We start from the raw sequence: 24496 nt of genomic DNA on the forward strand, positions 1-24496 counted from the left end.
TTGATATTTCCGCGGCGACCCGTGCTTCAGCGTGTGATCCAGTTCCTGTTTTGAACTTTCCGACATACGGTCAATCTGGTTGCCATCATCCGACGCAGCGCCACATTCAGCTGTGACTCAAGACAAGAAGTTCTGGAAAATTCCTATCATGCGTTCGCCTTTGTTTTTCGCCGTACCCTTCGCTCTCGCCGCCTCATTTGTACAAGCACAATCCTTACCAGAAGCCATGCAGCAGGCGCTGGATGTCCATCCGGAAATCCAGGCAGGGGTCAACAGTCGTTTGGCGGCGGATTATCAGTTAAAGGCGGCCAAAGGGGGATACCTGCCCAAGGTCGATCTGCTGGGCGGTTATGGCCGTGAAGGCACCGACAGCGTGACCACTCGCGCCAATGGCGGCAGCAATCACTACGAAACCCTGACCCGTGGCGAGTCAAGTTTACGTCTCTCGCAAATGGTTTTTGACGGTTTTGCCACCTCCAGCGAGGTCGGGCGTCAACAAGCCACCGTCAACTCCCGCGCCTATTCGTTGCTGGGCACTTCCGAGCGCACCGCGCTGACCGTCGCTCAGGTGTATCTGGACGTGCTGACGCGCCGCGAATTCGTGCGTCTGGCCGAGGAAAACCTCAAGAGCCACCAGCGCATCTACGACCAGATCCAGCTGCGCACCCAGCGCGGCGTCGGCAGCGGCGCCGACCTTGATCAGGCCGAAGCGCGGATGGCCCAGGCGCGCAACAACCTGATCACCGAACAGACCAACCTCGCCGACTCCGAGACCAATTTCCTCAGCGCCGTCGGCCAGATGCCTGACCAGCTGGAACGTCCGGCGCCGTTCATGGCGATGATGCCGGCCAACCTCAATGAAGCGCGCACGCAGATGCTGGAAAACAGCCCGATCCTGCGCTCGGCCGAGTCCGACATTGCCGCCGCCGAGAAACAGTACGAAACCGCCAAGTCGACCTTCTACCCGCGTTTCGACGCCGAACTGGGTCGCACCGCCGACAACGATCTCGATGGACAGAACGGCCACAACAACGAGTGGCAGGCGATGCTGCGCATGCGCTTCAACCTTTACTCGGGTGGTAGCAACAAGGCCGATCTGGAATCCAAGTCGTACCTGTCGAACCAGGCGCTGGATATCCGCAACAACGCCCTGCGTCAGTTGAACGAAGAACTCGGCCTGGCCTGGAACGCCCTGAACAATGCGAACGCCCAGGTGCCGATCGCCCAGCAATACGTCGATCACAGCACCGCCGTGCGCACCGCCTACCAGCGTCAGTTCAGCCTCGGCGAGCGGACCCTGCTCGATTTGCTCGACAGCGAAAACGAGTTGTTCACCGCTTCGCGCCGTCTGGCCGAAATCAAGAACATTCAGTTATTTACTCAGTATCGAATCAAGGCGACCATGGGCGAGTTGCTCAAGAGCCAGGGAGTGGTCGCACCGTTGGCATCCGTCGTGCAGAACGATGTGAAGCCGAAGGTTCAACTGCCCGGTATGAATTGAGCAGAACCTTCATTGTTCAATTGTTAGCCAAGAGTGCCGAGCGTGGAATCAGAAGTCAGTCGAGTTCAACTCATTCATGATCCGCGCGCGATGCACGACGATCCGTTACTGGATGGTCTGCTCGCTCTGTGCATGCTGCACCAGAAACCTGCCAGTGCGGCGATGCTGACCACCGGTCTGCCGCTGCCCAAACAACGTCTGAGTGTCGAGTTGCTGCCCCGCGCCGCCGCTCGCGCCGGGCTGCAGGGGCGGGTGCTGCAACGCAAGCTGGAAGAGATTCCGACGATTGCCATGCCGGCGCTGTTGCTGCTCAAGGAGGGCCGCAGTGCGGTCCTGCTCGGCTGGCAAGGCGAGAATGAAGCCCGGGTGCTGCTCAGCGAAAGCGACGGCGGCGAATCACTGGTCAGCCGTGAGCTGCTGGCTGACGACTACACCGGCAAAGTGTTCTTCGCTCAGCCGCAGCACAAATTCGACGTCAACCACGGCACGCTGATCCCGCGTGCCCGCTCGTGGTTTCGCGACACCCTCAAGCGTTCGCGCTGGCTGTATGCCGATGCGATCGCCGCCAGTTTCCTGATCAACATCATCGCCATGGCCGCGCCGCTGTTCGTGATGAACGTCTACGACCGCGTGGTGCCGAACCAGGCCGAAGCGACCCTGTGGGTGCTGGCGCTGGGCATCACCGGCGCCTATCTGTTCGACCTGATCCTCAAGAGCCTGCGCAGTCTGTGCCTGGATCTGGCCGGCAAGAAAACCGACCTGATCATCTCCGCGACGCTGTTCGAACGCATCGTCGGTATGGCTATGAAGTACCGCCCGGCACGGGTCGGCAGCTTTGCGCAGAACATCCATGAGTTCCAGAGCCTGCGCGATTTCCTTGCCTCGCTGACCCTGACCAGCCTGATCGACCTGCCGTTCACCATTCTGATCTTCATCGTCATCGCCATTCTCGGCGGACACCTGGTGTGGATTCCGGTGCTGGCGTTCCCGATTGCGCTGTTGATCGGTTATGCGCTGCAAAAGCCGCTGGTAGCAACCATGGAACGCACCATGGCCCTCGGCGCCGAGCGCCAGTCGAGCCTGATCGAAACCCTCGCCGGCCTCGACGCAGTCAAGGTCAACAACGCCGAAAGCGAACGCCAATATCAGTGGGAACAGACCATCGGCACCCTCAGCCGCCTCGAGCTGCGGGTGAAGATGCTTTCCGGCCTGGCGATGAACATCACCCTGCTGATCCAGCAACTGGCCGGGGTGATCATGATCGTCTTCGGCGTGTACCAGATCATCGCCGGCAACCTGAGCATGGGTGGTCTGATTGCCTGCTACATGCTCAGTGGCCGCGCTCTCAGCCCGCTGGCCTCGCTGTCGGGTCTATTGACGCGCTACCAGCAGGCGCGGGTGACCATGACCTCGGTCGACCAGATGATGGAGCTGCCGCAGGAGCGCAATTTCGAAGAGCGCCCGCTCAGCCGCAAGGTGCTGCAGGGCGCGATCGAATGCCGCCAACTCAGCTTCACTTATCCGGAGCAACAGAACCCGGCGCTGAAGAACATAAACCTGGTAATCCGTCCCGGCGAGAAGATCGGCATCATCGGCCGCAGCGGTTCGGGCAAGAGTTCGCTGGCGAAACTGCTGGTGGGCCTGTATCAGCCGGACGACGGCGCGTTGCTGGTGGACGGTGTGGATATCCGCCAGATCGACGTCAGCGAGCTGCGCTACAACATCGGCTATGTGCCGCAGGACATCCAGCTGCTGGCCGGCACCCTGCGTGACAACTTGATTTCCGGCGCCCGTTACGTCGAAGACGAGCTGGTGCTGCAAGCCGCCGAACTGGCCGGCGTCCACGAATTCGCCCGTCTGCATCCGCAAGGCTACGAACTGCAAGTCGGCGAGCGCGGGCAGAACCTTTCCGGTGGTCAACGGCAGAACGTCGCGCTGGCCCGCGCGCTGCTGCTCAATCCGCCGATTTTGCTGATGGATGAACCCACCAGCGCGATGGACAACACCGGCGAAGAACGCCTCAAGCAACGCCTCGCGGCAGTGATTGAAAACAAGACCGTGATACTGGTCACGCACCGGGCCTCGCTGCTGTCGCTGGTCGACCGGCTGCTGGTGGTCGACCGTGGACAGATTCTCGCCGATGGCCCGAAAGCCGCCGTGATGGAAGCGTTGAAGAAGGGGCAGATCAGTGTTGCTTAAGTCGGGTGTCAAAGAGTCGATCCGTCGCTACTTCAAGGGTTCTGCGTCGCTGCAGGGCCAGCCGCTGCCGGAGGTCAACAAGGCGCTGATCGAAGACGCCCCGCGCGTCGTGCGCCTGACCATCTGGGCGATCATCGGCTTCTTCATCTTCCTGCTGCTGTGGGCCAACTTCGCCGTGATCGACGAAGTGACCAAGGGCGACGGCAAGGCGATTCCGTCGTCGAAAATCCAGAAAATCCAGAACCTCGAGGGCGGTATCGTCTCCGAAATGTTCGTCAAGGAAGGTCAGATCGTCGAGGCCGGCGCACCGCTGATTCGTCTGGACGACACGCGTTTTGTCTCCAACGTAGGCGAAACCGAGGCCGATCGCCTGTCGATGTTGCTGCGGGTCGAACGTCTGAGCGCCGAGGTCGATGACCGTCCGCTGAATTTCCCGGAAGACGTGCTCAAAGCCGTGCCGGGTCAGGCGAAAAGCGAAGAGTCGCTGTACATCAGCCGTCGCCAGCAGTTGCACGACGAGATCGGTGGTTTGCAGGAGCAGCTGATTCAGCGTCAGCAGGAGCTGCGCGAGTTCAGCTCGAAGCAGGCGCAGTATCGCCAGCAACTGGGTCTGCAACGCCAGGAAATCAACATGTCCGAGCCGCTGGTGGCGCAGGGCGCGGTCTCCCCGGTGGAAGTGCTGCGCCTCAAGCGCGCCGAAGTCGAAACCCGTGGTCAGCTCGACGCCACCACCCTGGCGATCCCCCGTGCCGAGTCGGCGATCAAGGAAGTCCAGCGCAAGATCGACGAGACGCGCGGCAAATTCCGCAGCGAAGCGCTGACCCAGCTCAACGAAGCGCGCACCGACCTCAACAAGGCCCAGGCTACCGGCAAGGCGCTGGAAGACCGGGTCAGCCGCACGCTGGTTACCTCGCCGGTGCGCGGTATCGTCAACAAGCTGCTGGTCAACACTATCGGCGGCGTGATCCAGCCCGGCAGCGACATGGTGGAAATCGTGCCGCTGGACGACACCTTGCTGGTCGAAGCCAAGATCCGTCCGCAAGACATCGCCTTCCTGCACCCGGGGCAGGAAGCGATCGTCAAGTTCACCGCGTATGACTACACCATTTATGGCGGGCTGAAGGCCAAGCTTGAGCAGATCGGTGCCGACACCATCACCGACGAAGACAAGAAAACGACCTACTACATCATCAAGGTGCGCACCGAGCGCAGCCACCTGGGCACCGATGAAAAGCCGCTGCTGATCATTCCGGGGATGGTCGCGTCGGTGGACATCATCACCGGCAAGAAGTCGGTGTTGAGTTATCTGCTCAAGCCGATCATCCGGGCGCGGGCCGAGGCATTGCACGAGCGCTAGGTCTTTCATTGGCCTTGCCGGCCTATTCGCGAGCAAGCCCGCTCCCACAGTGAATCTCGGTCGAACACAGGTTTTGTGTTCAACAAAGAACACTGTGGGATCGGGCTTGTTCGCGAAGGCGTGAGTCCATTCACTACATCACCGGCAAGAAGTCGGGTATTGAGTTATCTGCTCAAGCCGATCATCCGCGCACGGGCCGAGGCGTTGCACGAGCGCTAGGTCTTCATTGGCCTTGCCTGCCTATTCGCGAGCAAGCCCGCTCCCACAGTGAATCTCAGTCGAACACAGGTTTTGTATTCAGCAAGAACCCTGTGGGAGCGGGCTTGCTCGCGAAGGCGTCAGTCCATTCCTGCATCGCTGTCAGTAAGTGACACAAATCGTCACTCACCAAACCGTCCATTCCTCACCATCCTTCATATCGTTATTCGTTAACGGTATTTAATTTCCAGTTCTTATAGCTTTAAAGTCAATCGCCTGCGTACCTGCCGACCAATCGGCGCGCCGCACGACCTGAACCGACACGCAATCCAGCGTGAGTGTCTGATCGACGTGCGCGCCCGTGAGCGCGCCGTGCGTGGGAGATTGAGAGATGTCCGCAGCTACTGCCACCCCAAGCGCCGCGACTGCCGCGCCGCAAACCTTTGAAATCCGCCCGTTCAGCGGCGCGGTCGGTGCCGAGATCATCGGCCTTGACCTGAGCCGCCCGGTCAATGACCAGGATTTTGCGCGTATCCACCGCGCGCATCTGGATCACCATGTCGTGGTGTTCCGCGACCAGCGCATTACCCCGCAACAGCAGATCGATTTCAGCCGCCGCTTCGGCGTGTTGCAGATCCACGTGCTCAAGCAGTTCCTGCTGGCCAATCACCCGGAAATTCTCATCGTTTCCAACATCGTCGAGAACGGCCAGAACATCGGCCTCGGCGATGCCGGCAAGTTCTGGCACTCCGACCTTTCCTATAAAGAACTGCCGAGCCTCGGCTCGATGCTGCATGCCCAGGAATTGCCATCCGAGGGCGGCGACACGTTGTTTGCCGACATGCACAAAGCCTGGGACGACTTGCCCCAAGCGTTGCGCAAAGCGGTCGAGGGGCGCTCCGCCGCGCATTCCTATACCGCGCGTTACAGCGAAACCAAATTTGAAGGCAACTGGCGCCCGACGCTGACCCCGGAGCAACTGGCGCAGGTCGCCGAAGTGGTGCACCCGATCGTCCGCACCCACCCGGAAAACGGCCGCAAGGCGTTGTTCGTCAGCGAAGGTTTCACCACCCGCATCGTCGGTTTGCCGGAAGACGAAAGCCGACAACTGCTCGCCGAGCTCTACGCCCACAGCGTGCTGCCGCACAACATCTACCGCCACCAGTGGCAGGCCCACGACCTGGTGTTCTGGGACAACCGTTCGCTGATCCACCTTGCCGCCGGCTGCCCGGCGCACCTGCGCCGCAAGCTGTATCGCACGACCATCCAGGGCGACGCGCCTTTCTGATTTGCCGGAGATTCGATCATGTCCAAACGTCTTCCATTCGCGCCGCTGGCCGCTGCCATCGGCCTCGGTTTCAGCCTGATTGCCGGCAGCCTGGTGGCGCCCAAAGTAGCTCACGCCGAAGGTGAAATCCGCATCGCCGAACAGTTCGGGATTGTCTATTTATTGCTCAACGTGGTGCGCGATCAGGGCCTGATCGAGAAATACGGCAAGCAGGAGGGCCTCGACATCAAGGTCGACTGGACGCAGCTCTCGGGCGGCGCGGCGGTCAACGATGCGCTGCTGTCCGGTTCCATTGACATTGCCGGTGCCGGAGTCGGCCCGTTGCTGACCATCTGGGACCGCACCCACGGCAAGCAGAACGTCAAGGCCGTGGCCTCGTTGGGTAACTTCCCGTACTACCTGGTCAGCAACAATCCCAAGGTCAAAACCATCGCCGACTTCACCGAGAACGACCGCATAGCCGTGCCGGCAGTGGGCGTGTCGGTGCAGTCGCGCTTCCTGCAATACGCAGCGGCCAAACAGTGGGGTGACAAGGAATTCAATCGCCTCGACAAGTACACCATCGCCGTCCCGCACCCGGACGCCACTGCCGCACTGATCGCCGGCGGCACCGAGCTGACCGGGCACTTCTCCAATCCGCCGTTTCAGGATCAGGCGCTGCAGAATCCCAACGTGCACGTGGTGCTCAACTCCTACGACATCCTCGGCCCGAACTCGCCGACGGTGCTGTTCGCCACCGAGAAATTCCGCAACGACAACCCGAAGACCTACAAGGCGTTCGTCGAAGCACTGACCGAGGCTGCGCAATTCGCCCAGAACGATAAAGGCGCGGCGGCGGACACTTACATCCGCGTGACCAAGGCCAAGATCGACCGCGCCGAGCTGCTGAAGATCATCGACAACCCGCAGTTCGAATTCAGCGTCACGCCAAAAAATACTTATCCACTGGCTGAATTCCTCTACCGCGTCGGTGCGATCAAGAACAAGCCGGAATCGTGGAAGGATTACTTCTTCCAGGACGCCAAACCGCTGCAGGGGAGCTGAGCAAAATGAACGCGCCCTTGCCAGGCCACGCGGCCAGCAACCCGGTCACCCGCACGCAAGCGCTGCTGGCGGTGGATAACGTCAGCCTCGAATACCGCACCCCGCAGCGGGTGGTGCGGGCCACCCATCAGGTCAGTTTCGAAGTCGATCCGGCGGACCGTTTTGTGCTGCTCGGCCCGTCCGGCTGCGGCAAGTCCACTTTGTTGAAAGCGGCCGCCGGGTTTATCGCGCCGAGTGAGGGCGAGATTCGCCTGCAAGGCCAGCGGGTCGATGGACCGGGTCCGGACCGGATCGTGGTGTTCCAGGAGTTCGACCAGCTGCCACCGTGGAAAACCGTCAAACAGAACGTGATGTTCCCACTGCTCGCCTCGCGCACCTTGAACAAAAAAGCTGCTGAAGAGCGCGCGCTGCACTATCTGGACAAGGTCGGGCTGGCGGCGTTTGCCGATGCTTATCCACACACCTTGTCCGGCGGCATGAAGGCGCGGGTGGCGATTGCCCGGGCGCTGGCGATGCAGCCAAAAATCCTGTTGATGGACGAGCCGTTCGCCGCGCTCGATGCGCTGACCCGGCGCAAGATGCAGGAAGAGTTGCTACTGCTCTGGGAAGAGGTGCGCTTCACTTTGCTGTTCGTTACCCACTCGATCGAAGAGGCGCTGGTGGTCGGCAACCGCATCCTGCTGCTGTCGCCACACCCGGGACGGGTACGCGCCGAAGTGCACAGCCATCAATACGGTCTGCAAAGCCTCGGCGGCGTGGCGTTTCAGGAATCGGCGCGGCGCATTCATCGTCTGCTGTTCGATGAAGGGCAGGCGCCGGAAACCGAGCGTGATCATGATTTCAACGACATTCGCATCGCTTATTGAGCGTTCCGGAGGATTGCCCGATGAGCCAACCATCATCCGTACGACACGAGTTTGAAACCGTCCTTGAACCGCTGACCAGCGTGCCGCTTGAGCGTGAATTGCCGCTGGGCCAACGCCTGTGGCAACAGGGCTGGTTGCGCAAAAGCCTGATCCTGATTCTGCTGGCGATCCTCTGGGAGGTGATCGCCCGGGTGCAGAATAACGACTTGCTGCTGCCGAGTTTCCTGCAGACCGCGCATGCGCTGTACGACGGCCTGCTCAGCGGCGAGTTGCCAGGCAAGGTGTGGATATCGCTGGTGGTGCTGATCAAGGGGTATCTGATCGGCATCGTCCTGGCGTTTGCCCTGACCACGCTGGCGGTTTCGACCCAGTTTGGCCGCGACCTGCTGAGCACCCTGACCTCGATGTTCAACCCGCTGCCGGCGATCGCCTTGCTGCCGTTGGCCTTGCTCTGGTTCGGGCTGGGGCAGAACAGCCTGATCTTCGTGCTGGTGCATTCGGTGCTGTGGGCGCTGGCATTGAACACCTACGCCGGTTTCCTCGGCGTCTCGGAAACCCTGCGCATGGCCGGGCGCAACTATGGGCTGAAGGGCATGCGGTTTGTGCTGTTCATCCTGATCCCGGCGGCGCTGCCGTCGATTCTTGCCGGGCTGAAAATCGGCTGGGCGTTTGCCTGGCGCACGCTAATTGCTGCCGAACTGGTATTTGGCGCGACCAGTGGCAAGGGCGGTCTGGGTTGGTACATCTTTCAGAATCGCAATGAGCTGTACACCGACAAGGTGTTTGCCGGGCTGGCGGTGGTGATCCTGATCGGGTTACTGGTGGAGAATCTGGTGTTTGATACGTTGGAGCGGGTGACGGTGAAGCGTTGGGGGATGCAGCGCTGAGGTGTATTGACTGAGCTGGCCCCATCGCTGGCAAGCCAGCTCCCACAGGGGGATGGGGTGCGTACAGATTCTGTGACCGCCGAAAATCCTGTGGGAGCTGGCTTGCCAGCGATGACTTACTTATGACCACCGCCAAACTTGAGGGATGTTTGCTAGCATTGCACCCGGATCAATCCAGATCAGCCACGAGTGCTCTGCATGCAACTCCCGGACATGAATCTCCTGGTCGCCCTCGACGCCTTGCTCGACGAGGGCAGTGTGGTCGGCGCCGCGCGGCGGATGAATCTCAGCCCCGCTGCCATGAGTCGCACCCTGACGCGGATTCGCGACGCCATCGGCGATCCGATCCTGGTGCGCGCCGGCCGTGGCCTGGTGCCAACCCCCAAGGCGCTGGAATTGCGCGAGCAGGTGCGTGACGTGGTCGAGCAGGCGGCGCTGCTGTTCCGCTCCGCCGACAGTGTGGAATTGGGCACGCTGCGTCGGCGCTTCAGCATCCGCGCCAACGATTTTTTCATCGGCGTGTATGGCGGCAAACTGTTCGATACCCTCGATCAGCAAGCGCCGCACTGCGAGCTGCGCTTCGTCCCCGAAGGCGATGGCGACGATGAGGCGCTGCGCGAAGGGCGCATCGACCTGAGCGTCAGCAATACCCGCCCGGTGACCCCGGAAGTCAAAGTGCAGAACCTGTTCTCCACGCATTTCGTCGGTCTGGTGCGTGAGGATCATCCGCTGCTCGACGGCGAAATCACCGCCGAGCGCTATGCCGGCTATTCGCATATCAGCATGTCGCGCCGAGGCATTGCCCGTGGCCCCATCGATACTGCGCTGAACGCCTTGGGCCTGGAGCGCCGGGTCGCGGTGATCGCGCCGAGCTTCCACGCGGCGATGTTTGCCTTGCCCGATTCCGATCTGATTCTGCCGGTGCCCAAGGAGGCGCTGCTCAGCGTGCGCCGGCTGGGTCTCAAGTTGCGTTCGTTCAACCTGCCGATCCCGTTGCCGACGCTGATGCTGACCCAGGCTTGGCACCCGCGCTTCGACAAGGATCCGGCGCATCGCTGGCTGCGCGAAACACTCAAGGCCTGTTGCGACGAAACCTGGCTGGCCGCTCAACCTTAATCCCCAGCCAACACCCCCCCCCTGTGGGAGCGGGCTTGCTCGCGAAAGCGGTGGGTCAGTCGGCAATGATGTTGACTGAATTGACGCTTTCGCGAGCAAGCCCGCTCCCACAAGGGTTCTTCATTGCTGCACGAAATGCACTTATAACCTGCCAATAAGTCAATTTTCGTCAGTATCAAGCCCGACTAATATGCTCCGGTATTTTTCCCTCCGGAGTGTGCATTCATGACTTCCCTGACCGTCCCGGCGCCGAGCGCTGCGGCCAGTCCGGCGACGACGGCCGCGCCACCGGTGTTCGGTGCGCGGATCATCACTGGCCTGGTCGGTGTGCTGCTGGCGGTGCTGGTTTCGGGTCTCAACGAGATGGTGACCAAAGTCGCCCTCGCCGATATCCGTGGCGCGCTGAACATCGGTTACGACGAAGGCACCTGGCTGGTCGCCTGCTACGCCGCGACTTCGGTGGCGGCGATGGCTTTTGCGCCGTGGTGCTCGGTGACCTTCTCGCTGCGCCGTTTCACCCTCGGCGCGATCAGCCTGTTCACCCTGCTCGGCGTGCTGTGCCCGTTCGCCCCGAATTACGAAAGCCTGCTGCTGATGCGCACGCTGCAAGGGCTGGCCGGCGGCGCGCTGCCACCGATGCTGATGACCGTGGCCCTGCGTTTTCTGCCAGCCAATTTCAAACTCTATGGCCTCGCCGGTTACGCGCTGACGGCGACGTTCGGCCCCGGTCTCGGCACCCCGCTGGCCGGATTGTGGAGCGAGTACGTCGGCTGGCAGTGGACGTTCTGGCAAATCATCGTGCCGTGCCTGATTGCCATGGCGATGATCGCCTGGGGTATTCCGCAGGATCCGCTGCGCCTGGAGCGCCTCAGGACGTTCAACTGGAAGGGCCTGCTGCTCGGCTTCCCGGCAATCTGCATGCTGGTGATCGGCTTGTTGCAAGGCAATCGGCTGGACTGGTTCGAGTCGGACCTGATCTGTGCGCTGCTCGGCGCCGGCTCGTTGCTGCTGCTGGCGTTTCTGATCAACGAGTGGTCGCAGCCGATTCCGTTTTTCAAGCTGCAGATGCTCGGCATCCGCAACCTGTCGTTCGCATTGCTGACCCTGGCTGGGGTGCTGGTGGTGCTGCAGGCGGTGGTGCTGATTCCATCGAGCTATCTGGCGCAGGTCCAGGGTTATCGCCCGGTGCAGACCGCGCCGATCATGCTGATCGCGGCGTTGCCGCAGTTGCTGGCGCTGCCGCTGGTGGCGGCGTTGTGCAACCTGCGCTGGGTCGATTGCCGCTGGGTACTGGGCATCGGTTTGAGCATGCTGGTGCTGTCCTGCCTCGGCGGTTCGCTGCTGACCTCGGAGTGGATTCGCGACAATTTCTACGCCCTGCAATGGCTGCAGATTTTCGGTCAGCCGATGTCGGTGCTGCCGCTGTTGATGTTGTCCACCGGCAGCATTCAACCGCAGGACGGACCGTTCGCCTCCGCCTGGTTCAACACGGTGAAAGGCCTTGCGGCAGTGGTCGCCACCGGAGTGATCGAAGCGCTGACCACCGCGCGCCTGCATTTCCACTCGACCATGTTGATCGACAACCTCGGCAACTCACCGTTGGCCGATCACAGCGATCCGGGTCTCGCCCATCGCCTGCACGAACAGGCCGTGGTGCTGACCTCCTCAGATCTTTATGTGTGCATGGCCGGCGTCGCGGTGACGCTGATCCTGCTGATTTTCTGGTTGCCGACGCGGATTTTTCCGCCGCGCGCGCCGACCTGACAGCTGTACTGAAACTGAAGGTTTTTATGACGACTCAAGCGAAGCAAAAACTCGCGGTGGCCGTGGCCGCCGCACTGGCGGTCGGCGTGCTGCTGTACCTGGCGATGCCCGGCCTGTTCGGCAAACGCACTCAGCAAAACACCAACGACGCGTACGTCTCGGCTGACTACACCCTGGTGGTGCCGCGCGTGGCCGGGTTCATCAAAGAAGTGCTGGTGGAAGACAACCAGCAGGTCAAGGCCGGACAGTTGCTGGCGCTGATCGATGACCGCGACTTGCGTGCCGCAGCGGACGCCGCCGATGCGCAAACCCTGGTCGCCCGCGCTCAGTTGCAGAACGCCAAGGCAACCCTGGAACGGCAGACCTCGGTGATCGCCCAGGCCCAGGCCGCGGTGGTCTCGGCCAAGGCGGAAATGGCGTTTGCCCAGCAGGAACTCAATCGCTACAACCACCTGGCCGGTGTCGGCGCCGGTACGGTGCAGAACGCGCAGCAGGCGCGAACCCGCATCGATCAGGCTAGCGCACGGCTGGACACCGCCAGCGCGAAACTGGCGGCCGAGCGCAAGCAGGTAGACATTCTCACCGCGCAGCGTGATGCCGCCGAAGGCAGTTTGAAGCACGCGCAGGCGGCGCTGGAAATCGCCAGTTTCGAGCTGTCCTACACGCGCATCATCGCGCCGCAGGACGGCATGATCGGCGAGCGTGCGGTGCGTGTCGGCGCCTACGTCACGCCGGGCAGCAAGTTGCTGGCGGTGGTGCCGTTGCGCCAGGCCTATGTGGTCGCCAACTTTCAGGAAACCCAACTTACTGACGTGCAGACGGGGCAGGCTGTCGAAGTGCGGGTCGACAGCCTCGGCGGTGAGGCCTTGAGCGGTCGCGTGGAGAGCATTGCGCCGGCGACCGGGGTGACCTTTGCCGCCGTCAAACCGGACAACGCCACCGGCAATTTCACCAAGGTCGTGCAGCGGATTCCGGTGAAGATCCTGCTCGAGCCGGGTCAGCCTTTGGCCGAGCGGTTGCGGGTGGGGATGTCGGTCGAGGCGAGTATTGATACCCGCCGTTCGGCGCCGGCAGTGCATGAGGTGACGCAGCGATGATCAATGTTGAAGCGGCTGGCGCCATCGCTGGCAAGCCAGCTCCCACAGGGGCTTCACAAACTGCAGGGAGTCTCTGTTTCAAACAGAAATCCCTGTGGGAGCTGGCTTGCCAGCGAAGAGGCCAGTGGCAGCAACTCACCTTCGCTGCCTTACTCGCTCTTGGCCTCACCGCCTGCACCGTCGGCCCGGACTTCCAAAAGCCCGAAGCCGCGCAAATCAGCGATTGGACCAAAGCCGGCAAATCCGCCCCGAGCCAGGCGGTCAGTGAACCGCTGAACGAGCGCTGGTGGGAGGTGTTCCACGATGCGCAGCTCTCGGCGCTCACTCAGCGCGCGATGCAGAGCAACCTCGATCTGCAACTGGCCAGCAGCCGTCTGCAACAAAGCCGCGCCGCGCGCCAGGTGATCACTGCGGATCGCTACCCGAACACCGCCGCCACCGGCAGCTACGCCCGCCAACGCAACAGCGGCAAAGGCCTGAGCGATCCGTCCGGGCACAACGGCGATTCCGCCTTCAATCTGTGGGACGCCGGTTTCTCCGCCTCGTGGGAACTGGATGTCTGGGGTCGCGTGCGCCGGGAAACCGAGGCCGCCGACGCCAACCTTGAAGTCGCCGAAAACGACCGGCGCGGGGTGTTGCTGGCGGTCCTCGCTGACACCGCGCAGAACTACATTCAGTTGCGCGGCGTGCAGAACACGCGGGCAGTTACCGAGCAAAACCTCGACGTCGCCCGGCACAGCCTCAAACTCTCGCAACTGCGCCTCAACGATGGCGTGGCGACCGATCTGGACGTCGCCGAAGCTGCGGCACAGGTCGCAGCCATCGAGTCGCGGCTGCCTGCGCTGGAACAGCGCCAGGCACAACTGATCAACGCGATCAGCCTGCTGATGGGCGAACCGCCACAAGCCTTGGCCAAAGAGTTATCCACAGACGCGGCGGTGCCGCAGTCGCCGCTGCAAGTTGCCATCGGCCTGCCGTCGCAACTGGCCGAGCGCCGTCCGGACATCCGTCAGGCCGAGGCGCGCTTGCACGCCGCCACCGCCAGCATCGGCGTGGCCCAAGGCGATTTCTATCCGCGCATCACCCTGTCCGGCAACCTCGGTTCACAGGCGATGCAACTCAGTGATCTCGGCTCCTGGGGTTCACGCGCTTTCGGTATCGGCCCGCAATTCAGCCTGCCGCTGTTCGACGGCGGACGCCTGCGCGGCATGTTGCAACTGCGCGAAGCCGAGCAACAGGAAGCGGCCATCGCCTACCAGCAGACCGTACTGCGCGCCTGGCATGAAATCGACGATCAACTGACCGCCTACAACGCCAGCCAGCGCCGCCGCGACAGCCTCGCCGAAGCCGTGCGGCAGAACCAGATCGCGCTGCGCACCGCGCAGCAGCAATACGTCGAAGGCGTGGTCGATTTCGTCAACGTCCTCACCGTGCAGAGTGCACTGCTCGCGACCCAGGAGCAGTGGGTGGAGAGCTCGACCGGGGTATCGCTGGCGATGGTCGGGTTGTACAAGGCGTTGGGTGGCGGATGGCAGTCGGTGTATCCGGCGGGCGAGGTGGCACAGGGGCTCACCTCTGCGCCATCGCCGCGTCCGGTGCATTAAATGATCGAGTCGATATCCAGCGTATGCGGCGCGCCGATCGGGTGCCCGTAAAGGGCGGTCAGCAGCGCATCGTGGCTGGCGTTATCCGGCGCCTGCGCCAGTTGTTCGTCCTTGCGGTTTTCCGCGTGCGTGCGCCAGCGTTTTAGACTTTCGGCAAGCAGCTCCGGCTGTTCGGCGAGCAGGCCGTAGACGTCCGAGGCTCTGACCCGTTTATGCCGCAAAACGCTCAGACGCGCGTGGGAGGTTTCGATGCGGCTGACCTCGTGGCTGATCGCCTCAATCGTCCGCTCCTGGGTGCGCACATAGGCCTCTGGCCGGGCCAGCAGATCTTGGCGGGCGCTGCGCAATTGCCGGGTAATGCGCACCAGCGCCTGCTCGACCCATTCAAATTCGGCGTCAGTGACCCGCGTGCGATTGGTTTCATGCGCCTGTTGCCAGCGGCGCAAGGCCGCCCAGCACGCCGGAACATAGCCGCCGACCATCGAGTGATGCCCGGCATTGAAGATCTGCCGCAACAACCCCGGGCGATCCGGCAGACCGTTTTTCTGCTGCAGCGCGAGGGTGCAGGCGGCGTGCTGGGTAATGGTGTCGCAGCCTGGCTCCCACAGAATCGATGACGCCTGCTGACGCCCGAACTCCACCGGCATCGCATGATGCAAGGTGCCATGGTGGTCGTAGGCTTCCCCCGTCCAGTTGGTAATCCCCGCGACAAACACCGACAGCCCGACCGGCACATTGGTAAACATCAACGCCGCCCCCGTGCCATACACCCCGGCCTTGGTGTTCATCCAGCTGCCCGGCACGCTCGGCACCGGATCGTTGTGATTGACCATGCGGTAATGCACCAGCGGAGCGGCGGCCTGAGTGAAGACGGTGTCGCCGGCGCGGGGGGCGCCGTAGGTGTAGAGCTGGATGTCGTAAGTGAAATTCGCTCGGCGGCGCAGCATTTCCGCGAGCAGCAGGGTGATTGCGCCGCCGAGGCTGTGGCCACCGATGAGTAGTTTTTGGCCGGCGTAGAATCGGTCCAAATAGTCTGTAGCGAAAGCGGCTGCTTTTTTGGCAGCTTCATAAAAGCCGCGATGCACTTTGCCCTCACCTTCGTCAAAAGGTACTTGGAAGGCATCGGCATCGCGCAAACCATCCGGAAGAATTTCAAAAGTGCCGCGTACAGCGATCAGGATCAATTCATCATTGTGAGTAATGAATGCCTGGGTATCTGTCGCTTCTTTACCAAGGTGCCTATCGTCGAGAAAGTGAACCTTCTCGGGATGCTCCTGATCCTCTGCAAGAGCCGGATCATTGACTTCATAAAGTGCTGGATCGAACGGTACGATTTCCAGCCTTTTGGAATACGCTACATCTTCGTACAAAGGGTAATAGGCTTTACTTTGCTCAGCGTCGACGCGCCACAACTCGTCGGACTTGGCCAGGGCATCGGCGAACCAGTTACCCACGCTGGGTTGTTCGGGGAAGTTCACCCGGGGCTCCTGGATCGGAGCGGTGGCGGGCTTCTGGCCAAAAGGGCAATAACTCAGGGTTGCCATCAGTGCCAGCTGGTAGAGGTTGAGTACGCAGAATTCCGGCGCTGTCGATAGCATCGGGCGCAAGGCCCGCAACGGGCGTACTTCCAGCACCGTATGTTTGCGCGAGGCGAGGGCGACGCCGACCTCGGCATGCTTGCCCATGATCAGCGACAGGCCGCTGTCGGCGGGATAGTGCCGGTAGACCTCGGGCGGCAGGTGAGCGACATGTCTGACCAGATGACGCACCTCCACTTGTATGTATTCGTCGCCGTCCGCAACGGGTTGTTCGCGATTACGAGTTGCGTCCGGATTGCGGTAACGGGTTTGTTCGGCGCGGACCTGGAGTTCGGTGATTTTCAGGGGGTAGTGGGGCCGTTCCATAACGCGTAAATAAACTTTTTCCTGCCCTTCGTAAGCCTGTTCGAAACGTAAGGCAATCGGGCCTGCGCAATAGTTGTCGACTTTGCCAATCCCGTTGGCATCCAGATATCCATTGAATGCTTGTCCCTCTGAATCGACCGCAACATAGGCCAGTCCCCCATAAGCCTCGCCTGAGCCAAACTCATCGACCAGTCGAAAGCCGCACCAGTTGCCTAGCGCTGGGCAGCTCAGCACGCGGCTGTTAAGTGGAGATTGCAGGTCCTTTTCAAGTGACGTCATGTGGAACACTCCTTATTCCGTGCAGCCGGGATAGATGGTGCAGATCCGGCCATCGACCATCTGGAAGGTGCTGAAGTCGGTGTGGTTACCGAAGCAGAAGGCATCTTGGTCTTCGAAGTTGTCGCCCATGCAGCGCTTCCAGCCGTTAGGTACCTTGACCCAAGTCTTGCCGATGGCCGGCCTTTCCTCCGCCGCCAACTCGATCTTCATCCGCACAGTTTTTCCCGGCAGTTGATCGAGGGTGTAGGCGGCAAACGGGCGGCCTCTTGTGAGCGCGCCGAGCTCATCGGTTTTTTTGCAGTCGAGGAGTTTCACGATGCGGCGGTAAGGTCCCATCGTGCGGAACATCCACTGACACTGGCCGTAAAAGCGGCTTTCAGCGTCAGCGTTGAAGACACCTTTGTAACGAGCCTCCAGCTCTTCGCGTACAACCACCGCTGCGAAGTCTCCACTCTTGTCTCCCCAGTCCTTTCCATAGGCAGACCTGATCACCAGATCGATCTTCGAGATCACCAGCGGGCACCCTTTGACCGTTCTGTGGATCGCAATTTCTGAAACCGGCTCGTAGCGTTCGCGCCACTTCAGGTTGTAGCCAACCGCCGTATTGCGCCCGTCCGGGACGGTGCAGGTTTCTCCTTTGGCGGGTACGTATTTGGCGATGGCTTCATAGGCAAACCCCGGCGGCAGATCCGCCGTGAAGGTGAAGCTGTTGGGCGGATTGCTTTTGCAGCCAGCCAGAACAACGAAGCAACCGCCCAGCACCGCCATGCCTCGCAAGCGAGGCGCGGTTAGAGCGGTGTGCAGGTCCTTTGCAAGTGATGTCATGTGGAACACTCCTTATTCCGTGCAGCCGGGATAGATGGTGCAGATACGGCCATCGACCATCTGGAAGGTGCTGAAGTCGGTGTGGTTACCGAAGCAGAAGGCGTACTGGTCTTCGAAGTTGTCGCCCATGCAGCGCTTCCAGCCGTTAGGTACCTTGACCCAGGTCTTGCCGATGGCCGGCTTTTCTTCCGCTGCCAACTCGATCTTCATCCGCACGGTTTTTCCCGGCAGTTGATCGAGGGTGTAGGAGGCAAACGGGCGGCCTCTTGCGAGCGCGCCGAGCTCATCGGTTTTTTTGCAGTCGAGAAGTTTTCGCAGGATGCGAGGCTTGCCAATGGTGCGAAACAGCCATTGGCATTGGCCATAGAAAGTGCTTTCGCCAGAGCGGTCAAAAACACCCTTGTACTTCGCCTCCAGATTATCGCGGAGGGCAATAACGGCACTGTCACCACTGGAGTCTCTTCGGCTTTTGCCGTATGCAGCCCTGATCTCAATATCAATCTTCCAGATCACCAGCGGGCACCCTTTGACCGTTCTATGAATCGCAATTTCTGAAACCGGCTCGTAGCGTTCGCGCCACTTCAGGTTGTAGCCAACCGCCGTATTGCGCCCGTCCGGGACGGTGCAGGTTTCTCCTTTGGCGGGGACGTATTTGGCGATGGCTTCATAGGCGAACCCCGGCGGCAGATCCGCCGTAAAGGTGAAGCTGTCAGCCGGACGCGCTACACACCCCAACAACGCCCCCATGCAACCCACCAACGCGACCTGTCGAAAAAACCCGTTCACTGCTCTGCCTCTCCGCCCAGCGTTTCCACCCAATGCTTCACCCGTTCGAAATGCTCCTGCGGTGTCTCTCCCGGGCGCGCTGGCCATTGCGCGTCGATCCCGTGAGCGGGCCTGCGCAAGCTGTGGATCAGCAGAAACTCCAGCTGCTGCGGGGTGTGCCAACCCCAGGCATCCGCCTGTTCGAGGCGTTCGCGCAGCCAGATTTGCGGTGGGCGTGTTCGTGCGAGGTCGGCGTAGGCCTGTTCGTGTTCGGCCAGCAGAAAACGGTGGGCGTTGCGTTGGCGAATCTCGCGGGTCTGCTCTGCAGGTGCGGGTGTTTGCAGCCACGGCGGCGACTGCGGCACGGGGTAACGGCCCGGTGCCGGGTTGTCGTGGCTCGCCCATCGCGCGCCTTGCCAGTAACACACGCTGAGGGTCGGGCCGAGGTAGGTGGGGATATCTTCGCCGGGCAGATGCGCCAGCGTTCGGCTGAGCACGCGGTTGTCGTGAAAGCGGTACAGCGCCTGATGCGGCCGGTTGCCGATCAGCAGCCGTTGCTGCCAGTGTTCGACCCACGCGCAGAGGGATGTTTGAGGCAGGCTGAACAGCCAGCCCCAGTTGTCTTCCGGACGGGCGAGCAGCGGTGCGATGCGTTTGTCGTCATAGCGCTCAAGGGCGAAAACGAACGGTCCGTTGTCCGCCAGTTCAGCGACGGGCGTGTCTTTGTAGAGGATGCGGTAATGCTCGAAGTCGCTGCTTTGCAGCATCAACCGCCGAACTTCCTGCTGTTGCGAGTCGAGCAGCAGGTACAGGCCATGCCCGCAGGCGAATTGGTGGGTCATCCAGCGGCGCGGGAAGTCTTCGCTCATGCGGCGCTCTCCCGTGGCAGGCAGACGCCATCGCGGCAGGCTTCACACAGCGGGCAGAAGGTCGCGCCCATGGCATGGCTGGCCGTCAGCAGTGCGAGTTGGGTGGGCGCCAGCACCGCCGGCAATGCCGCTGGCGCTGCCAGGTCGTCGATGCCATCGGGCATGGCGGGGCGCGCCGCCGCCACTGGCATGGGGCTGCCGCCGACCTGGATGGCACTGCTGCTGAAAATGCCGCCGTGACCGATCACCAGGTGCTCGCCGCCGACCGTCAGGCTGATGCTTTTACCAGCGTTGAGCACCAGATGATCGCCGGCATTGAGGTGGATCTGCCGGCCGGCTTCGATCACCTGTAACTGATCGACATGGCTGTGACTGTCACCGCTGACGTGCAAGTGGTCGCTGGCCTGCAACCGGGTTTTGCGCGCGCCGTGCACGGTGCGGTGTTCCTCGGCCTGCAACAGGCTGATGCTGTGACCCTTGATGATTTCGTGACGCTGGTTGCCAACCTCCAGACGGCTGTCGTGTTCCACCTTGTGTTCGAGGTCGCGTTGGGCACGCAGGTAAATCAGCTCGCGACCGGCGCGATCTTCCACGTGCAATTCGTTGAAGCCGCCGTTGTCCGGCGAACTGCGCGAGCGAAACACGCTGCGGGTCTTGTGCTCCGGCAGATCGTAGGGGGCGGGGTTGGCGCTGTTGACCAGGCAGCCACTGACCACCGGGTGGTCCGGGTCGCCGTCAAGAAAACTGACCAGCACCTCCATGCCGACCCGCGGCAGTATCACGCTGCCATGGGCGTTGCCGGCCCAGTTCGCGGCCAGCCGCAGCCAAGAACTGCTGTGATCGTCGTGCTGGCCATGGCGATCCCAGTAGAACTGCACCTTGACCCGGCCATAGGCATCGCAGTGGATCTCTTCGCCGGCGGGGCCGGTAACCACTGCAGTCTGACTGCCGAAAATCCGTGGCTTCACGAAGGCTTGCGGCGGCCGGTAGATCACGTCCCAGGGCGTGGCGGCAAAGTCGTTGCAGTAGCCTTCAACGAAGCCGTCGTCAGCGCCGGCGCTGGCCTCACCCAGCGTTTCTTCCAGCACGGCGGGCTGTTTGCCGCGATGGTTGACCTCGGTCAGCAGCCACAGTCCGTTGTTTTCCTCGCAGGCATGTTCGGTGATCGACAGGAAATGGCCCGACACCAGGCCGGGCTGATCACTGTGGCCATGGGCCTGCCGATAGTCGGCGCGATGGCTTTCGAGGGCGCGGTGGGTCAGTTGCCTGCCCCGTGCGCCGTCGGTGAAGAGTCCCGGATAGCGGTAATCCTCCAGCGCCGGCCGCGCCGCGTCGCTGTCGGGGCGATGGCTCGCCTCCAACAGAAAACGCGCCTTACGAAAATCATGGTCGCGGCGCGCAGTCGCGGTGGGGCGAGTCTCGACACGCACCTGCAATTGCTGGATCGCCGGCGTTTCGGCAACCATGCCATTGTCCTGGCGGTAAGGCGTGGGGCGCGCCAGCTGCGGGAACACCGTCTGATCGTCGCCCAGCACCAACAGGTGTTGTTCCCGGCTGTGCTGGAAGTGGTAGTGAATGCCCTCTTCCTGACACAGGCGCTGGATGAAGTGCAGATCCGACTCCGACTGGACGCAGTATTCGCGCGGCGGATAATCAGCCCCGAGATGAAACCGGTACAGGTCCCGTTGAATGCCGTTGTCCGCGAGAATCCGGGTGATGATCTCGGGCACGCTGATCTGCTGGAAAATTCGCTGATTGAAACGATGCTGCAGATACGCAAGGCGCGGAATCAGGCTCAGGCTGTAGCGCGTCAGACGGCTGCCACTGTCGCCACGGGCGACGCGATCGACCACACCGTGGATGCCATGGCCTTCGAGGTCGAAGGCCAGAAACGCCTGCTGGTGCATCAGGCTTTCAAGGTTCAGGTTCGCTCGTTCGCTGACCAGTTCGACCTCGAAGCGGTAGGGCTGGCTGATGGATTCGTGACCGGTGAAGGACAGAACTTGCAGGTCGTGTTTAACATCGTTGAGCGAGAGGCTGAAGCAGGCATGGGCGGTCGGCATCCTTTATTCCTTGTCCTGTGACGGGGTACAGGCTCGCGGACGTCGATCCAGGGTGTGCGCGCAGACCGTCCCTGGTCTGGCGCGCAACAAACGTCGCGGAACCCGTTTCGTGTAACGCTAACAAGGCCGCCGGGGAATTGATGTCAGACGCTTCCCAAATTGCAGTTACACATTAATCGACGCGTGAAATGCACTCAGCCGATGGCGGCCCGACCGGGGCCATCTCGAGCGGGTTGCCGGATGTCGTGAAAGCGCACGGCAGCATCGACGGCGTCAGGTGGCTGACCTAAAGTGACGGACAGCTTCGGAGCCTTCCGTTCGAGATATTCCGGCACAGCAAGAGGGTGTAATGGCGGTACACAGAGAAACGCCGGTTGGCGATACGCAGGATCCACGCGCTGTCCCCGGAGCATGGCTGGTGGCCCTGCGGCTGATGCGCTGGGCCCGGGAACACTGGCTGTTGCCGATCATGCTGCTGGCGGCAGTGGTGCGGTTTTACGACCTGTCGGCGGCGTCGATCTGGTTCGATGAAGGTTCCAGTGTCCTGCTCAGCCAGTTTTCGCTGGCGGACATCTGGCGGCATGCGGCTCATGACGTGCATCCGCCGCTGTATTTCATGCTGCTGCACGGCTGGATCGGTCTGTTCGGCGACGGCATCCTGTTCATCCGCCTGATGAGTGCGTTGCCAGGGATCATCACCGTCGGGCTTGGTGTATGGCTGGTGGATCTGCTCGCCACCCGCCGCGCCGCGCTGCTGGCCGGGCTGTTGCTGGCGCTGTTGCCCACGGCGGTGCGCTACAGCCAGGAAGTGCGTATGTATTCGCTGCTCGGCCTGTGGCTGATTGGCGCGACCATTGCCCTGGTCTACTGGGTGCGCCAGCCGCGCCGGCATCGCTATCTGGTGGCCTACGCGTTGCTGATGACGGCGGCGTTCTACACCCATTACTTCACCGCGCTGTGCGTGCTCAGTCACTGGCTGTATCTGGCGGCAGTTCGCCTGCAGCCGGGGTATCGGTTGCGACATATCCAGCGTCCGGCGTGGTGGCTGGCCAACCTGAGCATCGCCTTGCTCTATCTGCCGTGGCTGCCCAATCTGCTTGAACTGCTGCAGCACATCCCCGAACTCAAGGCCAGCAACGACATTGGCTGGGAAGACCCGGTCAGTCTCGGTTCCTTGCCGTCGATGGTCTGGTCGTTGCTGACGCAGGACGACGGCATGACCTTGCCGGGGTGGCTGTTTTTGCTCCTGCCGTTGACGTTGGTGGGCGTGATCGGCATTGCCCTGCGCCGTGACCGCAGCGTATTTCGCGGCAGCCTGCTGTTGCTGTTCTACAGCGTGCTGCCGATTCTGCTGGTATACGGCGTGTCGTTTATCTCGCCGGTGTTCATCGAACGTTATGTGACGGCTTACGCCCTGGGGCTGCCGATGCTGGTGGCGCTGGCGGTTGATCGCTTGTACGCAGGCTCCCGCGTGCTGGCGCTGGCGATTCTGCTGCTGTTCGTCGGGGTCGAGCTGGTGGGTGTGAAGAACAACGCCACGGTGGACAGCAATGACCAGTTCAGCGTGCTGGTCGACTACGTCAACCGCCACTTCGCCGAGGGTGATCGCATCGTCACCAGCGACATGATGTGGTACCTCAGCTACATCTATTACAACCGCACCGACGCACCGATTCGTCTGTACACGCCACCGACGGCGGACGGGCGCTCCACACGTCCCAACGCTTACGGGTTCGGCACGCTGGTCGGCGAAGCGGTGTATCTAGATCAGCTTGGCGAGCTTTCCAGTGGCGGCGCGCGGTTGTGGCTGATCGGCACGCTGGATGAGCCCGACGAGTTTGCCGCGTTGCCCAAAGACTGGCAGCGGCAGAGCGATGTCCATGCCGGCGGCGCTTTTGCGCGCTTGTACGTGAGGGCGCCAGGCCCCGGTAAACCGGGTGGATGATCGCTACGTCAGAGCGAATGACCTTCCAGCCGCCACTTTCTTCCAGGAGTCCAGCCATGGAACAACCCACCCATAGCCTTCCGTCCCTGTTCAAACAACTGGGACTGGCCAACGACCCGACCAGCATCGAGCAATTCATCGCCAGCCATTCACCGCTCAAACCGGAGCTGCGCCTGGCGGACGCGTTTTTCTGGAGCAAAAGCCAGGCGGATTTTCTGCGAAACGAGATTCTTGAGGATGCGGATTGGGCGGAGGTCGTGGATCAGTTGGATGTGATGTTGCGTAAGGGGCGGTAGGGTTAACCGTTTAGCGGCCGATTGTTTTTGCGGTTGTCTGGGAGGTGCAAATAGACCAGTATAACGACCTCAATTGAGGTCTTTTATTATGCAAAGTGTTCTTGCCGATATGGCAGTCAGTGTTTCCGAATTGAAGAAAAATCCATCAGCGGTGCTGAGCGGCGCACATGGCGGAGCGGTGGCCGTGCTGAACCATAATCGCGTTATGGGCTACATGGTGCCAGCCGATGTTTACGAAGCGATGATGGAGCGGCTTGATGATTTGGAACTGGCCGAAATTATTCGTTCCCGCAGTCATGAAACACCCATTTCGGTAAGCCTGGATGACCTATAAGCTCGAGTTTCTCCCGTCTGCGCATAAAGAGTGGAACAAGCTGGGTCATACGCTACGCGATCAATTCAAGAAAAAGCTCGCCGAAAGATTGGCGCTGCCGAGGGTGTCGGCTGATGCGCTCCATGGAATGCCTGACTGCTACAAAATCAAACTGAAAGCCTCTGGTTACCGACTGGTCTATCAAGTGATAGAAGAGCGAATCGTCATTTCGGTAGTCGCTGTGGGAAAGCGCGAGCGCAGCAGTGTTTACGAGAAAGCCAAAAAACGCTGAGTCGTCCGGAGGTCGGCGTTTCTC

The 24496-nt window shown here is 61.5% G+C and carries 20 protein-coding genes; 15 read left to right on the forward strand and 5 right to left on the reverse strand.

The genetic code is table 11. The annotated features are described in order from the left end of the window. Positions 1–148 precede the first annotated feature (148 nt). From ACXR0M_RS09685 to ACXR0M_RS09735, 11 genes are all read left to right on the forward strand, one after another. Positions 149–1501, forward strand: a complete 1353-nt coding sequence (locus tag ACXR0M_RS09685; RefSeq protein WP_458831694.1) for a TolC family outer membrane protein — start codon at positions 149–151, stop codon at positions 1499–1501. 42 nt (positions 1502–1543) lie between these two features. Beyond that, positions 1544–3700, forward strand: coding sequence for a type I secretion system permease/ATPase (locus tag ACXR0M_RS09690; protein WP_458831695.1), 2157 nt, complete (start codon positions 1544–1546; stop codon positions 3698–3700). After that, the gene (locus tag ACXR0M_RS09695; protein WP_458831696.1) at positions 3690–5057 is read left to right on the forward strand and encodes an HlyD family type I secretion periplasmic adaptor subunit; all 1368 of its coding nucleotides are present in this window, start codon (positions 3690–3692) and stop codon (positions 5055–5057) included. Before ACXR0M_RS09690 ends, ACXR0M_RS09695 begins: the two co-directional genes overlap by 11 nt. A 589-nt stretch (positions 5058–5646) precedes the next feature. Continuing rightward, a complete protein-coding gene (locus ACXR0M_RS09700) occupies positions 5647–6543 on the forward strand; it encodes a TauD/TfdA dioxygenase family protein (protein ID WP_458831697.1) in 897 nt (298 codons plus the stop codon). 18 nt (positions 6544–6561) lie between these two features. Next, positions 6562–7587: an ABC transporter substrate-binding protein gene (locus ACXR0M_RS09705; RefSeq protein ID WP_458831698.1), complete on the forward strand. Its 1026-nt coding sequence runs from the start codon at positions 6562–6564 to the stop codon at positions 7585–7587. Positions 7588–7592: 5 nt separating this feature from the next. Next, complete coding sequence (locus ACXR0M_RS09710; RefSeq protein WP_458831699.1) at positions 7593–8453, forward strand: ABC transporter ATP-binding protein; 861 nt, start codon at positions 7593–7595, stop codon at positions 8451–8453. 20 nt (positions 8454–8473) lie between these two features. Further along, complete coding sequence (locus tag ACXR0M_RS09715) at positions 8474–9340, forward strand: ABC transporter permease (protein ID WP_458831700.1); 867 nt, start codon at positions 8474–8476, stop codon at positions 9338–9340. 198 nt (positions 9341–9538) lie between these two features. Then, positions 9539–10456, forward strand: a complete 918-nt coding sequence (locus tag ACXR0M_RS09720; RefSeq protein WP_458831701.1) for a LysR family transcriptional regulator — start codon at positions 9539–9541, stop codon at positions 10454–10456. Positions 10457–10681: 225 nt separating this feature from the next. Then, entirely contained in the window at positions 10682–12220 is a 1539-nt protein-coding gene (locus ACXR0M_RS09725; protein ID WP_458831702.1) for an MFS transporter, read from the forward strand. 26 nt (positions 12221–12246) lie between these two features. After that, positions 12247–13317 (forward strand): HlyD family secretion protein, encoded by a 1071-nt coding sequence (locus ACXR0M_RS09730; RefSeq protein WP_458831703.1) that lies wholly within the window; start codon positions 12247–12249, stop codon positions 13315–13317. Beyond that, positions 13314–14921 (forward strand): efflux transporter outer membrane subunit, encoded by a 1608-nt coding sequence (locus ACXR0M_RS09735; protein ID WP_458831704.1) that lies wholly within the window; start codon positions 13314–13316, stop codon positions 14919–14921. Before ACXR0M_RS09730 ends, ACXR0M_RS09735 begins: the two co-directional genes overlap by 4 nt. Here ACXR0M_RS09735 and ACXR0M_RS09740 read toward each other — a convergent pair. Genes ACXR0M_RS09740 through ACXR0M_RS09760 form a run of 5 tightly spaced genes read right to left on the reverse strand, consistent with a single transcriptional unit; the run spans position 14918 to position 21626 of the window. Continuing rightward, entirely contained in the window at positions 14918–17104 is a 2187-nt protein-coding gene (locus ACXR0M_RS09740; RefSeq protein ID WP_458831705.1) for a lipase family protein, read from the reverse strand. The two genes, ACXR0M_RS09735 and ACXR0M_RS09740, sit on opposite strands and share 4 nt — an antisense overlap. A gap of 12 nt (positions 17105–17116) precedes the next feature. Then, positions 17117–17929 (reverse strand): hypothetical protein, encoded by an 813-nt coding sequence (locus tag ACXR0M_RS09745; RefSeq protein ID WP_458831706.1) that lies wholly within the window; start codon positions 17927–17929, stop codon positions 17117–17119. Positions 17930–17941: 12 nt separating this feature from the next. Next, complete coding sequence (locus tag ACXR0M_RS09750; protein ID WP_458831707.1) at positions 17942–18676, reverse strand: hypothetical protein; 735 nt, start codon at positions 18674–18676, stop codon at positions 17942–17944. A 35-nt stretch (positions 18677–18711) separates the two neighbouring features. Beyond that, the gene (locus tag ACXR0M_RS09755) at positions 18712–19563 is read right to left on the reverse strand and encodes a DUF4123 domain-containing protein (RefSeq protein ID WP_458831708.1); all 852 of its coding nucleotides are present in this window, start codon (positions 19561–19563) and stop codon (positions 18712–18714) included. Beyond that, the gene (locus tag ACXR0M_RS09760) at positions 19560–21626 is read right to left on the reverse strand and encodes a type VI secretion system Vgr family protein (protein WP_458831709.1); all 2067 of its coding nucleotides are present in this window, start codon (positions 21624–21626) and stop codon (positions 19560–19562) included. Before ACXR0M_RS09760 ends, ACXR0M_RS09755 begins: the two co-directional genes overlap by 4 nt. A gap of 349 nt (positions 21627–21975) precedes the next feature. Here ACXR0M_RS09760 and ACXR0M_RS09765 point away from each other — a divergent pair, with 349 nt between their 5' ends. The 4 genes from ACXR0M_RS09765 to ACXR0M_RS09780 all read left to right on the forward strand — a co-directional run bounded on the left by ACXR0M_RS09765 (position 21976) and on the right by ACXR0M_RS09780 (position 24472). After that, complete coding sequence (locus ACXR0M_RS09765) at positions 21976–23571, forward strand: glycosyltransferase family 39 protein (RefSeq protein ID WP_458831710.1); 1596 nt, start codon at positions 21976–21978, stop codon at positions 23569–23571. Between the two features lie 56 nt (positions 23572–23627). After that, positions 23628–23867: a DUF2789 domain-containing protein gene (locus ACXR0M_RS09770; protein ID WP_458831711.1), complete on the forward strand. Its 240-nt coding sequence runs from the start codon at positions 23628–23630 to the stop codon at positions 23865–23867. An 88-nt stretch (positions 23868–23955) separates the two neighbouring features. After that, the gene (locus ACXR0M_RS09775; RefSeq protein WP_207849345.1) at positions 23956–24201 is read left to right on the forward strand and encodes a type II toxin-antitoxin system Phd/YefM family antitoxin; all 246 of its coding nucleotides are present in this window, start codon (positions 23956–23958) and stop codon (positions 24199–24201) included. Next, on the forward strand, positions 24191–24472 hold the full coding sequence (locus tag ACXR0M_RS09780) for a type II toxin-antitoxin system RelE family toxin (RefSeq protein WP_458831712.1): 282 nt from the start codon (positions 24191–24193) through the stop codon (positions 24470–24472). The genes ACXR0M_RS09775 and ACXR0M_RS09780 overlap by 11 nt, the downstream gene beginning before the upstream one ends. Positions 24473–24496 lie beyond the last annotated feature (24 nt).

The sequence above is a fragment of the Pseudomonas sp. Eth.TT006 genome, assembly GCF_054456575.1.

What these genes read in the sequence shown, in the direction of transcription:
- ACXR0M_RS09685 (WP_458831694.1), top strand. Translation starts at nt 149, where the DNA reads ATGCGTTCGCCTTTGTTTTTCGCCGTACCCTTCGCTCTCGCCGCCTCA.
- ACXR0M_RS09700 (WP_458831697.1), top strand. Translation starts at nt 5,647, where the DNA reads ATGTCCGCAGCTACTGCCACCCCAAGCGCCGCGACTGCCGCGCCGCAA.
- ACXR0M_RS09705 (WP_458831698.1), top strand. Translation starts at nt 6,562, where the DNA reads ATGTCCAAACGTCTTCCATTCGCGCCGCTGGCCGCTGCCATCGGCCTC.
- ACXR0M_RS09710 (WP_458831699.1), top strand. Translation starts at nt 7,593, where the DNA reads ATGAACGCGCCCTTGCCAGGCCACGCGGCCAGCAACCCGGTCACCCGC.
- ACXR0M_RS09715 (WP_458831700.1), top strand. Translation starts at nt 8,474, where the DNA reads ATGAGCCAACCATCATCCGTACGACACGAGTTTGAAACCGTCCTTGAA.
- ACXR0M_RS09720 (WP_458831701.1), top strand. Translation starts at nt 9,539, where the DNA reads ATGCAACTCCCGGACATGAATCTCCTGGTCGCCCTCGACGCCTTGCTC.
- ACXR0M_RS09725 (WP_458831702.1), top strand. Translation starts at nt 10,682, where the DNA reads ATGACTTCCCTGACCGTCCCGGCGCCGAGCGCTGCGGCCAGTCCGGCG.
- ACXR0M_RS09730 (WP_458831703.1), top strand. Translation starts at nt 12,247, where the DNA reads ATGACGACTCAAGCGAAGCAAAAACTCGCGGTGGCCGTGGCCGCCGCA.
- ACXR0M_RS09735 (WP_458831704.1), top strand. Translation starts at nt 13,314, where the DNA reads ATGATCAATGTTGAAGCGGCTGGCGCCATCGCTGGCAAGCCAGCTCCC.
- ACXR0M_RS09740 (WP_458831705.1), bottom strand. Translation starts at nt 17,104, where the DNA reads ATGACGTCACTTGAAAAGGACCTGCAATCTCCACTTAACAGCCGCGTG.
- ACXR0M_RS09745 (WP_458831706.1), bottom strand. Translation starts at nt 17,929, where the DNA reads ATGACATCACTTGCAAAGGACCTGCACACCGCTCTAACCGCGCCTCGC.
- ACXR0M_RS09750 (WP_458831707.1), bottom strand. Translation starts at nt 18,676, where the DNA reads ATGGGGGCGTTGTTGGGGTGTGTAGCGCGTCCGGCTGACAGCTTCACC.
- ACXR0M_RS09755 (WP_458831708.1), bottom strand. Translation starts at nt 19,563, where the DNA reads ATGAGCGAAGACTTCCCGCGCCGCTGGATGACCCACCAATTCGCCTGC.
- ACXR0M_RS09760 (WP_458831709.1), bottom strand. Translation starts at nt 21,626, where the DNA reads ATGCCGACCGCCCATGCCTGCTTCAGCCTCTCGCTCAACGATGTTAAA.
- ACXR0M_RS09765 (WP_458831710.1), top strand. Translation starts at nt 21,976, where the DNA reads ATGGCGGTACACAGAGAAACGCCGGTTGGCGATACGCAGGATCCACGC.
- ACXR0M_RS09770 (WP_458831711.1), top strand. Translation starts at nt 23,628, where the DNA reads ATGGAACAACCCACCCATAGCCTTCCGTCCCTGTTCAAACAACTGGGA.
- ACXR0M_RS09775 (WP_207849345.1), top strand. Translation starts at nt 23,956, where the DNA reads ATGCAAAGTGTTCTTGCCGATATGGCAGTCAGTGTTTCCGAATTGAAG.
- ACXR0M_RS09780 (WP_458831712.1), top strand. Translation starts at nt 24,191, where the DNA reads ATGACCTATAAGCTCGAGTTTCTCCCGTCTGCGCATAAAGAGTGGAAC.